Genomic DNA, 14,119 nt, shown 5'->3' on the forward strand with positions numbered 1-14,119 from the left:
TTTAATAGCGGTTTTATCCTTTATTTAATTTTCTGCTATTAAAAATTCAGAAGATGAGAACTTGAATATTCAAAATAACTGCCCTATCCGTTAGGTGCAGTGGTTTTCTGCTTAACCTCAATAATAAATTAAAGGGCTATTTATGGGAAAATCATCAAATAGAAGTACCGAGTACTTCTTTACTGGAAAATATTACGACGATAATGACGGCAACAGTATTACTGCTATTGGTGTCGGTGGTGAAGTTTATGCTTATGGCGGAGATGATGATGTTACGGTTGGTTCATTAAAAGTAGATGTATACCATACAACTGGTAAACTTTCAGTAAAGGGAGCATCAGGTTATACCGGTATTAGCAAAACGGGAAATGGCGGTCTGTCATTTGCCGGCGCATCAGGTGCGGCTTTTATTGATCACACGGGTGAAACGGGAGATTTATATTATTCGGGTACTGCTGGTTATAACAAACTGGCTCGTAAAGGTTTATCTGGAGATATAAGTTTTAAAGGCGCTGGCGGATACAATAAATTATGGCATGAAACTGATCAGGGAGATGTCTATTTTGCCGGTGCAGGAGCGGCTAATAAAATTGACCGTACTTGGTATAATCATTATGAAGGCACTCAAGGAGATGTGACATTTAATGGTGCAGGCGCTGCAAATAGTATCGATTCGCGGATAGAAAGCGGTGACATCATTTTGAATGGTGTTGGTGCTGATAATCATGTTGTACGTAGAGGTAGAGAAGGGGATATTACCTTGCACGGAGCGGGGGCCGTGAATCGTATTGAACGTATACGCCACAGTGAAGATGGGTATGGACAGACGCAGGGCGATATTACTTTTGAAGGCGCGGGTGGTTATAACAAACTCTATTCTGATGTCGCACACGGTAATATTCATTTTACGGGCGCAGGGGCTTATAATGAAATTACCCGGGCAGGTACGGAAAATGAAATAGAATTTGCTCAGGCTAAAGATATTGTTATGACATCAGCAACAATGGAGGGAAGCTGGATTCAACAACCTCAGCAAGTTAAAGCAATTAAATCCGCAGTAGAGCCTGATACTTATCTCTTTGCTTTTGCCAATAATGTTAATACTAAAGTTGTAGCTGTACGGCTGCAAAATGATCCTGATACTGGTAAGCTCCGTTATTATGCCACTTCTTGGTATAAGGAAGGTAATCATCTTAAGGATATTGCCAAAGAAAATATCAATGTAAATAATGGATTTATCCCGGTTAAATGGGAAGGTGCTATTACGCTTGGCAATATTAATCTTATATATCGACAAGAAACCACGATACAAGGTGTTGAGGAGGTATTATTAACCGATAAATGGGTAAATTATACTGGCGGCGCCAACATTAAGGCGGAAGATGTCACACTGGGCAGGGCCAAAATAGGAGGATATGCGATCTCTTCTAATGGACTGAAAATAGATGTCTCTCCGGTAAAATCAAACGAACAACCGAATACTTATGTATATGCAACATTTCTGGCTCCTTATACCAAAGTGGTTGAGGTTAAGTTGGCGAATGATTATGAAACAGGGAAGCTGAAATATATTGCAAAATCTTGGTATAAAACAGGTGACCATACTGATCGTTTAGCAGATGAAAGTTTTTCCTATCCTGGTGGTTATCAATCAATAGGGGCTGGTTATACGTTAAGTCAGCTTCACTATGATTTAAATGTAATAGATGATATTGCTGATCGTTTGACTGATCTTGAAGGTTATTCTGAGCAAGATCTTATTAAATCGTCAAGAAATGGCGGTAATAGCTCCGGTAATATTTATTTCAACGGTGCGGGTGGTGGAAACATTATTACGTCCAATATCACGCACGGTAATATTAATTTTACCGGAGCGGGGGCAGCTAACATTATTTTGCACAGTTCAACATTCGGTAATACCTATTTTGAAGGGGGCGGTGGTGCTAATGTCATTGTGAAAAACGGTGAAGAGGGCAATCTATCGTTCCGTGGTGCGGGGTTAGCTAATGTTCTGGTTCACCAAAGCCAGCATGGAGAAATGGATATTTATGCCGGCGGCGCAGCAAATGTTGTTGTGCGTGTCGGGGATGGGCGATATCTGGCTCATCTTCTGGCTTATGGCAATATCTCAATCCACAAAGGCAACGGTAGCAGCCGGGTGCTGATGTTGGGCGGGTACAACACCCATACCCAAATCGGTAATGGCAATGGCAACTGGTTCGGTGCGGGTGGTTTTAACGTCATCACTCAGGCGGGAACCGGGGATATCTCCTCTGTACTTTTGGGCGGTGCTAACGTACTGACTAAACTCGGTGCGGGAGATCTGGTTGCCGGTATGTTCGGCGGCGCCAATATTATCACCCATCTCAGTGATGAGAGCGAAACGGCCGACACCAACGCCATTGCGTTGGGCGGCGCCAACATCTTAACCAAGAAGGGAAAAGGCAATGCGCTGGCGGTAATGGGCGGTGGCGCGAATGTTCTCACGCATATCGGTGACGGCAATACCACGGGTGTTATGCTCGGTGGCGCTAATATCTTAACCAAAGTCGGCAAGGGTGACACGACCGGCATCATGTTCGGCGTCGGCAACGTGTTGACTCATGTTGGCGACGGTTTGACACTGGGCGTGATGGCTGCGGCAGGCAATATCTTCACCAAAGTCGGGAATGGTACATCGATTGCCGCCATGATTGGCGCGGGCAACCTGTTTACCCATGTCGGCAAAGGGGATGCATGGGCGTTAATGGGCGGCGCAGTGAACGTCTTTACCAAAGTGGGTGACGGTCATGCGCTGGCATTAATGGTAGCCGCAGGCAATGTGTTTACTCATATTGGGGATGGTACAACTGTTGCGCTGATGCTGGCGAAGGGCAATATCGCCACGAAAGTGGGTCATGGCATGACTCTGGCGGCGATGGTCGGCAAAGCCAATATCTTTACCCATGTCGGGGATGGCAATACCTTCGCGGCCATGATTGGAGGCGCCAATGTGCTGACCAAAGTCGGTAACGATCTGACCGCCGCTTTAATGATCGGGAAAGCCAATATCTATTCGCATGTGGGTGATGGCGCCAGTATCGGTTTGTTTGCCGGTGAACTGAACGTGATGACCAAAGTCGGTAAGGGTACGACACTGGCGGCCATGTTTGGTAAAGCCAATATTATGACCCATGTCGGGGATGGTTTAACCGGCGTGTTAGCACTGGGTGAGGCCAATATTGTCACCAAAGTGGGTAATGATTTTATGGGGGTGGTTGCGGCGGCGAAAGCGAACGTTGTTACGCATATCGGTGATTCGACAACCGCAGGAGTACTGCTTGGCAAAGGCAATATTCTGACCAAAGTAGGCGACGGAACCACGGTCGGTCTGCTTATTTCCGATGTGGGTAATGTGATGACTCATGTTGGCGATGGCACAACGGTGGGGTTTGCCAAAGGTAAAGCCAATCTGATGACCAAAATCGGAGACGGTACCGGGGTAAATGCAGCTTGGGGTGAGGCGAATATCCTGACTCAAGTGGGAAATGGCGACCGTTACAATTTCGCGAAAGGGAAAGCTAATCTCATTACCAAAGTGGGGACTGGACAAGAAATCACGGTGGTTCAGGGGGATGCCAATCTCATTACCCATGTGGGTAACGGCGATGATTACACTGGCGCTTGGGGCAAAGCCAACGTTATCACCAGGGTAGGAGATGGACGTAATGTGGTGCTGGCTAAAGGTAAGGCTAACATTGTCACCCAAGTAGGTAAGGGCGACAGCTTTAACGCCTTATGGAGTGAAGGCAATGTCATCACCAAAGTGGGTGATGGTATGCAGGTGACGGCGGCAAAAGGGAAAGCTAACGTCACGACGACAGTAGGCAATGGCTTAAATATCACTGCTGCTCATGGTGACGCTAACATTAACACTCACGTAGGTAATGGTGTTTCGGTTAACGTGGCGTGGGGGAAATATAACGTCAATACCAAAGTTGGGGATGGCCTTAATATTGCTGTCATGAAGGGTAAAGGTAATGCCAATATTTATGTTGGTGATGGTCTGTGTATCAATGCCTCTTATGCACGTAATAACGCAGTGGTTAAGATTGGTAATGGTGATTTTTACAGCTTGGCTGTTGCATCGAGTAATACAGAAAGCAACAAGCTTGCTTCTTTCTTCGACAATATCAAACAAACTGTACTCGGAGTGGGAGGCAGTCAGGCGATCAATTACCTGGTTCACGGAGAGGAAGTTAACACGTCTGGCGCCCATAAAGGCAGAGGTGCGATTAATGTAGCGGAAGTCTCTGCCATTGATGGCTTTCAGATGGATGAAATCGCGCCGATAAGTTCAGATTTAAACCATCGTCTCAATGGCGCTATAACAGCCGTGGAAACGCCTGACGTCAGTTCAATAGAAGGTGCTTTGAGTCAAAAAACGAGATCGGAGTCGGATCAGAATGAAAATCTGCTCGTCAATGGTGACTTTGAACAAGGTGAGTTGGGATGGCAATCAACCAATGATATGGAGGCATATAACCCGGCAAGTGTTTATGGTCTTGATAATACTGGTAATGGTGAACGAGTCAGTAAATTTGATGTTGATAAAAACACCGTAATTTGGCAGGAATTACAAAATTTGTCTGAAGGAGAAGTAGTTTCACTGACTTTTGATTTTATGAGTCATTCAGAAATGATGGGTAATGATCTGAATAACAATCGAATAAAGGTGTTGTGGAATGGTAAGCAGGTATTCTCAACTTCTGGGCAGCGAACTATATGGCACACTCAAAAACTCGATTTAATGGCAGAAGCGGGTACTAATCGGATTGAGTTTAAAGGTACAGGACAGGATGATGGATTTAGTTACATCTTAGACAATATCGTTGTGAAATCTGAGACGTCACTGATTGTCAATGACGACTTTAAGCAAAGTAAATTAGATTGGCAATCAACCAATGATATTGCGGCATATAGCCCAGTGAGTACTGACGGACCTAATAATACCCGTTATGGCGAACGAGTTAGTGAACTTGATGTTGATAAAAACACCGCTATTTATCAGGACCTGCAAAATCGTTTTGAGGGAGAGGTGATTTCGTTAGGCTTTGATTTTGCTAATCGTCCCGATTCTTACTCAGCCGACAATGGTATGGATGTTTTCTGGAACGGCAAACTTGTATTCTCGACTTTTGGCGATGCAGCGAAATGGCAAAATAAAACACTAGAGCTGATAGCAAAAGCAGGCAGTAATCGAATTGAGTTTAAAGGGACCGGTTTGAGTGATGGCGTAGGCTATATTTTGGATAACGTTATTGCAAAATCTGAGAGCTCACCACAAGCCAATATTATTACTGAACATGTGAATCAGGATAAAGCGGCGCAAAATGCGTTAAACGATAAAGAAAAAGCAGAAAAAGATCGCCAACTGTTAGAACAGGAAAAAGAGAAACAACTGGCAGCGATTGCAAAATCTCAATCCCAATTGGAATTAACCGATCAGGAAGCACTTAGCCGAAATGGGCTGGCACAGCGTAACGCGATAGAAGCAGAAGCGCAGGAAGAAACTGACAAACTGATTTCCATGACGCAAGGTTTGGAGGCGCTTGATGACTATTCCAACTATAGCGGCCAATCAGGTGATCAGTGGCGCAATCAGTTTGCTTCCCAATTTTTGAGCCGTGCCCAGGATGAGTTGAATTACACCAAATTTATTACTCAGAAAAAATTAGCTAATGCTCAACGGTCTATTACGGATAATCAACAACAAGTAAAAGAAGCGGTTGCGAAATCCGAGGTCGGCGTAGCACAAAGTGAACAGCACCATGCCAGTGCAAAACAAGACATTGCAGAGGCTCAGGAAAAAGCCGCGTTAAGGAAAGAAGAGGCATTATTGCAGCAACAACGGGCCGAAGAAGCGGAAAATGACGCAAATATCGCCTATCAGGGGGCGAAATATCGGGGTAAACGTGATATTGCAGCGGCTGAAAATAAGATTGCTCAGGTACAAGAAGATGCCAGAAGGGCAAAACAGAGTGATTCCAAACCTGATCGTACCGGTGCCGGTGGCAGTGGTTTGTCTGGCAATGCCTACGAATCGACAGGAGCAGGGGAAACCGGTAGCTATGTTGATCCCGAATTAATACTGAAAGCTGAAAAAAGATTCTACAAGGGATTGACCGAAGAAGAGTTACAAGCGCTGGATGGCGCCAAACTAGCGGTTGATCGTCTACAGATAAATGCCGGTATCCGCGCGGAAAATACCGGCGTTTTAACTACTTCAAAGTTGGTCAAAGCACGATCTGACAACAAAGTACAATCTGACGATATGGTAATGCCAACATCGAACAGTTCAGATAAGTTTGTCAGAAAAATACCACGGATTTCAGGCATTAATCTGGAATCGTTGGGGAATGATGTCAAGGTAGAGCAGAAAGATTCCGCAATATTTGAAAGTGCAAAATTTAATTTATTGAAAGAGGGGAATAAGTTATTTATCAATCCTAATGTGCGAACATTGGGGAGGAAAAGGCAGCTTAGTAAAGCGCTGGTTGCTGTACGTGATATTTTCTATAAAACGATGAGCCATTTTGATGAAGAGCATGTGTTGCAGTTTGAGCAGGCACTTTCACATTGGCAACAGCGTAACCCAAAAGAATTTGCTCTGCGCGTCAGTCAAGTGAACTTAATCCGTTTTAGGATGGGCCGGATGATGGAGCACTTGCAAGCCCAGCGAGCCGAATCCGCTGGCGTCCTTGGGATCACCGTGGCGCCTCAACATGCTGAACATCTTAAGCAGCGAGTTATATTTGATGGAACCGGACGTATTGTCGGTTTGAAAGGTAGCGTCACCCCAGACGAAATTAATCAACTTATTAAATGGAAAATTACACCTTTAACTCGAAAGAACTCAACGGCGGAACGGGAGGCGCCTAAGACTGAAAGTGAAAGCCTCATTGTTTTCATGAGCCGATTAGACGCTGAGAATATCCCGGAAGCGGGGCCTTTGATCAAACGGGCTAGGGAACTTTGGCTCACCGGGCAAGTCACATCGCAAGAAACCATCCGGTTGTTTGATGATGCTGTCAACCAGTTACAGGCATATCCTAAATTACATGCTTTGGCACTGTCATTACAGGCTGACGCGCACAGAGAAAAGTCGACCACCCAATATATAGACAACTTATTTGGCCGTCGTTTTGATTCTGAGCTAGCGCATACATTGGTAAAAACCGCATCACCGGATGCGATAGCCACCTCCAGGCGGATAGGTCAGTTTCTGGTGCAGGAATTTGAGCTGTATATGCAAAGTACTTCTGACTCAGCCGTCAGCGACGGACAGATTGCTATCAGGATGCAAGCGTTCGCCGAAAAAATTAAAAAGGATATTCGTCCTTGGTTCAGTCGGGTGCCTGAACTGACCGCATTCCTGCAAAAACCGACCTTTGATAACTTTAAAATCATGATGACCAAGGTGGATAACGGCTTTGAAATGATCAAAATTCCATTTCTGGCAGTAAAAATGTCGCTCACTGATGGCATGGGATTACATTTATCTCAATGGAAGGCGGAAGCGGACATTTTCTATCGGGATGAGATCTATAAGGCGCGTTCCACCAGTAGTAAGTTAACGAATATGGCGGATGTTACCTATAAAGTGAAGTTAACTGAACAGAAAACTAACGATTATGGTATTGCACTGCCTTACCAGCCATCCGGTGATCAATATGAAGATTTTCTGTATGGCAGAAAGGTGGCGGCAGGCAGAGTGCTGACGCCTGGGCGGGAAACAACGCTTGAGCGTAACGCACTGGCACAAGGGCATTCCGTGGTGACGGGGGCATCTGGATCGACCAATATCATGGTTCATCTTAATAACTATATTGCTAGTCAAGATCCCGCTTTCTCGCAGGAGCAGGCATATCTTAATACTTTGGTGTTTCTGGTATTTGATGGTGGTCATTCGGTTAATGAAAGTTTGGTAGTTTACAAAGCGTTGCAGAAGACTGGTGATAATCGTAGGCAGGTACTGCAAAACTACACCGCCAGTTATAGGGATCTGATGGATATCGCCGGGGATAAAGGAAAACTATGGATAAATCAGGCATTGAATAGTGCATTTGAGAAAACTCAACACCTTTATCGAGAAAATACCTCTGAGAGAGAACAGAGCGGTTCTCTGGTGGAAAGATTACAGTCGTTATTGGGCGGAAATGGAGCGTCAGAGTCAGTATTAATTGAGGATGATGGTACCTCTCCACAGGATGAAGCCTCTTTAAACCCAGTGACCCGATTCTTTAACAACGAACTGCATGGTTTTAAAGAAGATCGTCGCCATATCAGTGATGAAACACAGGCCATGCTTAATGATGAGATTGCTAACGGCAAATCAAGCAAAATCACCCTGAAAGGCGAGGAAGGGCGTTTAACCGGATATTATCATCAGGGTGACATAGAATCAGGTGATGCTTCGACAACAGCAGAGAAAAAAGTCGTACTTTTCCTTCATGGCTCAGGTTTATCTGCGGAAGAGCAAGCTTATGATATCCAAAGCCACTATCAAAATCAGGGCATTGATATGCTGGCTATCAACATGCGCGGCTATGGTGGTAGTGATGGTAGCCCCGGTGAACAAGGATTCTATCAGGATGCCCGGACGATGTTTCGCTACTTGGTGCAAGATCGAGGTATTAAGCCGGGTAATATTATCATTCATGGTTATTCCGTCGGTGGGCCGGTGGCGGCTGATCTTGCCCGATATGCGGCGCAAAATAATCAAGCGGTGTCAGGGCTGTTACTCGACAGGCCAATATCGAGTATGACTAAAACCATAACCGCCCATGACATACCAAACCCTGGCGGCATAATTGGGGCATTGGCAAAAGCGATGAATGGGCAATTTTCAGTGGAAAAAAACCTCAAAGGCTTGCCTATCAATACGCCGATCATGTTGTTAACCGACAATCAAGGTTTAGGGCATGAGGGGGAAAAACTGCGTGCAAGATTGACCGCTTCTGGTTATCGCGTATCGGGTGAACAAACCTTTTATGGTCATGTCGAGAGCGGTGCTTTAATGAGCCAATATGCTGATAGGATTGTATCGACGCTCTCCGGCTCTCAAAATAAAAATCGGGCTGTGGTGAAGAATTCGCTGCAAAAGAGTGACAATCGTGGGACACGTTTTGGTAGCCAGATCATTATTCAAATGGAAAATGACCCGATTGTAGCAAAAGCAGCGATCAATCTGGCGGGTAAACACCCAGAATCCAGCGTAGTGGTTAAACTTGATGCTGATGGCAAATATCATGTCATTTATGGAGATCCTGCCAGATTATCAGGCAAATTACGTTGGCAGATTGTTGGTCACGGCCGTAACGAATCGGCACAAAATAACACTCGCTTAAGTGGTTATAGTGCTGATGAATTGGCAATAAAACTAAAACAGTTCAGTCAGAACTTTAACCAGGCAGGGAAACCAGATCGTATCAGCATCGTGGGTTGTTCACTGATTAGTGATGATAAACGGAATGGTTTTGCCTATCGTTTTATTGCCGCTTTAGATAAACAGGGCATCCGTAGTGATGTTTCAGCGCGTCGTAGTGAAGTGGCAGTTGATGCAACAGGTCGTAAATTTACCCGTGATAAAAATAATCAGTGGGTTAACAAGTTGAACGATAACAAACTGGTGTTACGCTGGAATGAACAGGGTGAGCTAACGACTACAACAGAAAAATTGCGTCGTGGCGTGGCTGAAAGCGATATCAACCTTGCCAAAGTGGGGTACACAGAAGCTGATTCAGTGACCAAAGGGGCAATTGCGAATAACCATGATATTTTCACCGCGCCAGGGAAGCGCAAAAACAGGATAGCGCTCGGTTCAAATCCTCAATCGGATCAATCGCTGAATTACGCCGGGAATATACAGGTAAACGTGGGCGACGGTGAATTTACCGCGATCAACTGGGGAACATCGAATGTAAGTATCAAAGTAGGTACTGGTGGCTTTAAGTCACTGGCCTTTGGCGACAACAATGTGATGGTTCATATTGGGAATGGTGACAGTAAGCACAGCGTTAATCTGGGGGGGTATCAGGCATTTGAAGGGGCGCAGATGTTTATTGGCAACCGTAACGTCAGCTTCAACCAAGGTCGCAGTAATGACTTGATTGTCATGATGGATAAATCCATCCCTACGCCGCCGTTAGTTAACCCATTTGATGGCGCTGCTCGTATTACCGGTGTACTGAAATCTATTGCTCATTCCGGCGAAGAGTGGGATTGGTTGGCGGCGCAGAATCAACAGTGGACGCTATCTGGCGCGAAAAAATTTGTGCTGGACATGTCTGGTTTAGACCAAACCAGCAGCGTGGATTACAAGACTTTGGTTGATCTGGATTCGCAGCTTGAGCGCAGTAGCCGTGGTTTGAAAAGTGACACAGAAGCGGCATTGAACAAAAAATACCACCAATGGTTAAGTGGTCACGGCAACAATATTGATACCAGTAAAATGAGCCGTGCGGATAAATTTCGTCAAGCTAATGAGAAACTGGCTTTCAATTTTGCGGTAGGTGGTCAGGGGGCGGACATTCAGGTTACGACTGGTAGCTGGAACTTTATGTTCGGCGACCATATTCAATCGATTCTGGATACCAACTTAGGTTCTCTGTTTGGTCTGATGACGCAGCAATATTCAACGACGGGTCTGGCGAAGACAACATTTACTTACAATCTACAGGACTTACCGCGTCAGCTTAAAAACAAACTGCTTGGTCGGTTATCCAGTGTGAATGCAGATACCACTTTAGCGGATATTTTTGGTGTGGATTACACTCAGGACGGACAGATTGTTGCTCGTACTGGTAAGCCGGTTGATGGCCAGGCTATTTTGCGAGAGATGCTGGAAGTTATTCACAAGTTTGGTGGTGAGCAACTACGTGTCTTCACTGATCCGGATAAATTGATTGATGGTTTGAAACAGCGTGCCGATATGAGTGCCGATGGTATTGAATCATTTCTTGTCAGTCATGGACTGAAAGAGAAAGCGCCTGATGAAAATCGGGAAAAAAGCGTACCGGGCGCCATCAACAGTGGGAATATTCAGACTAATAACAAACCTGAGCGTGCATTGGGCTTTAATTCGCTGAACTTACCTAACTTGTTTGCGACGATATTCAGCAAAGATAAACAACAAGAGATGAAATCGTTAGTGACCAATCTGAAAGAGAATCTAACCGCAGATCTGCTCAATATGGAGCAAAAAACGTTTGATTTCTTGCGTAACAGCGGTCATCTGCAAGGAGATAGCGATATCCATATATCGTTGGGGAACTACAACTTCAACTGGGGCGGAGACGGTAAAGATCTCGGTGCTTATTTGGGCGATAACAACAACTTCTGGGGAGGACGTGGTGATGATGTTTATTACTCAATCGGCACCTCCAACATCTTTACTGGTGGAGAAGGTGATGATCTGGGCGTTCTGATGGGGCGTGAAAACTGGATGTTTGGCGGTAATGGCGATGATACCGCAGTGGTAGCCGGACGCATTAACCATGTGTTCATGGGGGAAGGGAATGATCAGACATTTGTTTTTGGCGAAGGTGGCTTGATTGATGCCGGTAACGGGCAAGACTACGTTGTCACCTCCGGTAACTACAATCAGGTGGATACCGGGGAAGGTCAGGATTATGCCGTAACTATCGGTAATAACAACCGGATTGAGCTAGGTGAAGGCAATGACTTTGGCAGGGTATTTGGTAATGACAACCGAATCGATGGCAACACGGGTGACGATGTAATTAAACTGATGGGCTATCACGCGGTGATTAATGGTGGAGAAGGTGATGACCACCTGATAGCGGCTACAATTTCGAAATTCAGCCAGTTTGACGGCGGTGATGGTCAAGATCTACTGGTTTTGGGGGGATATCAGAACCATTTCCAGGGTGGTGCGGGGGTAGACAGCTTTGTGGTCAGTAGCAAAGTGATTGATAATCAGGTTAATGATATCAACGCAGAAGATATGATTATCTTTAACGATATTGACTGGCAAAACCTGTGGTTCCAACGCAGTGGATACGATCTCGTGTTATCCGTGAATCGCCGTACTCAGGATAAAACCGCTCAGAGCCTGTTTGAATCAGTGGGTTCAGTCACCTTTAGTCATTACTTTAATGGTAACCGAGCCAAATTAGTGACGCAGATGGGGCGTAAAAATGCATCAGGAGAGCGTGAATTTACGGCACTTTCAGACCATGCGGTTGACACCTTGATTCAGGCAATGAGCAATTTTGCCCCAACAGCCGGTGATAACGGTTTTATCGAAGGGCTGGACAGCAGGGAAAAAGTGGCTATTACGACAGCCTGGGCAGATACCACAATTGGCAAGGGGAAATTTGCCTGATTAACTTGCTATAACGCTAAGTAATAACAGCAAAAATGGCTCACCTGAATAGGTGGGCCATCGTAATCGCCCATTCGCTGAACGCTTAAGAATCAAGTAGAAATTAAATAGTCTGAGTACAGTAAAATACAGGACTCAGACTTTAATGAAGACATGATTTAAATTACCTGATTTTTGTGAATAACTCACAAAGTCGGGGTAATTTTGACTGTTATATTTTTCGAATAAATATGAGTTACAAAAAATCCACCTACTCTTATTGAATGTTATTTGAAAAATAGTTTAATTTTAATCATTACTTTATAAATGTCCTTTTAACTCGAATAGATATAATAAAGTAAGGCACCCATATACATGCATAAAATACAGTTCTAAAAAACAAGAAAAGATAATTATAATCCAGTTTTATTTCATATACATAATGAGCCAATGCTAAATCGGTGATGATAAATAATAAAGTAAAAACTAACAGGATAATGTAAAATAAAGGTGTTTTATTCTTTTTTCTAAAGAAGAGAATAGATGTATAAAGTGCAACTCCAAAAATAATTGTAAAACAGATAAACTCAAATCCTATAAGGATACGTAATTCACCTAGAAAATCATAACCAGAGTTTAAGATTGTCATTGTTTTATATGAATTAAATAAAGAGCTAAATATTGCAAAGATAACATTTATTGCGGGTAAATAAAGAAATCCGCCAATGCCACTCAGTTCTTTATCTTCACATACGGTACTGGTATTAAAGCAGGCTATATCCGGATGCTCTATATTGAACGCATGGTATGACCCACTATTACAGCCAGCATCCCAGCTTGCACCTTAAGGCAACTGGCTGTAAGAAGCCGGATTTGCCACCGGGTAGGCAGTGAACATCACCGTTGAGCGGGGGCAGTTGAGTTGATTATCCGGCCGGCTAATAAAGGATAATTAGCTGGTATATAAAGTAAAATCTCGGCGTTGTTGGCCGAGATTTATATTTAAAACATAAATTCTTAGCTTTAGTTAACTTCACCAATATACCAGTGTTCAGAATAATAAGGCTTTCCTTCGTCATCTTCACTTATTCTAAGAACACCTAGCTCTGAAAACCATCGGGTAATCGTAAGTTCCACTCTTTGCATAAACTTCGTTCACTCAATAAAGTTATTTTACCAAACCGACTATACCCATTACGTGTATGTTCATTGAAGTATTCCTCAGATGTGAATATACATAATTCACTTGAAAACATATCAGGCAATACAATGGAACAAGTAATTATTATATTATTTATGTTGTCTGGCTTCGCCTTATAAATGTTATAAGCTGCATCTATCAAATCTTGAGCACAAGTAGATTGAATGTTTTTATTTGTCTGTTTTCCTTGTACTAATGCTGAATGTACCGGAATTTTCACATTCCAGTAACCATAAGAATAATCATTTTCAGTGATAACAGGAAAATAGGTTCTATATGACTCGGACCATATTTTCAATGAACGTAGTCTACGTGGTATACCACGCAATTTTTTATTGCTCAACGCTATTCTACGCATAGACATTTATAATTTCCTTCCTTTAGCAGCATCAGTTTTGGTCTGGTTTACCGTACCATCCAAGTTTAAGACAGCCTTAAATTTCCCTTTATTATCAAAAACCTGAAAATGGTTTTTATGTTGACCATCAAGATATAGCTGATCACCTTTCCAATATTGTTATCGGCTTTATAAACACTCTGCCCCTGATATA

General features: G+C 43.8%; 3 protein-coding genes. 1 reads left to right on the top strand and 2 read right to left on the bottom strand.

Annotated elements, in window-relative coordinates; translation table 11 throughout:
- The first annotated feature begins 142 nt into the window (after positions 1-142).
- Complete coding sequence (gene rtxA, locus B0X70_RS06755; RefSeq protein WP_217471175.1) at positions 143-12,388, top strand: MARTX multifunctional-autoprocessing repeats-in-toxin holotoxin RtxA; 12,246 nt, start codon at positions 143-145, stop codon at positions 12,386-12,388.
- 295 nt (positions 12,389-12,683) lie between these two features.
- Here the strand turns inward: rtxA and B0X70_RS25910 are convergent, their stop codons facing one another.
- Entirely contained in the window at positions 12,684-13,160 is a 477-nt protein-coding gene (locus B0X70_RS25910) for a DUF2569 domain-containing protein (protein WP_217471691.1), read from the bottom strand.
- Positions 13,161-13,467: 307 nt separating this feature from the next.
- On the bottom strand, positions 13,468-13,932 hold the full coding sequence (locus B0X70_RS06765) for a DUF3916 domain-containing protein (protein WP_217471176.1): 465 nt from the start codon (positions 13,930-13,932) through the stop codon (positions 13,468-13,470).
- Positions 13,933-14,119: the final 187 nt, after the last annotated feature.

The sequence above is a fragment of the Photorhabdus akhurstii genome (genome assembly GCF_019090985.1).
Classification (GTDB): Bacteria; Pseudomonadota; Gammaproteobacteria; order Enterobacterales; family Enterobacteriaceae; genus Photorhabdus; species Photorhabdus akhurstii.

What these genes read in the sequence shown, in the direction of transcription:
- rtxA (WP_217471175.1), top strand. Translation starts at nt 143, where the DNA reads ATGGGAAAATCATCAAATAGAAGTACCGAGTACTTCTTTACTGGAAAA.
- B0X70_RS06765 (WP_217471176.1), bottom strand. Translation starts at nt 13,932, where the DNA reads ATGTCTATGCGTAGAATAGCGTTGAGCAATAAAAAATTGCGTGGTATA.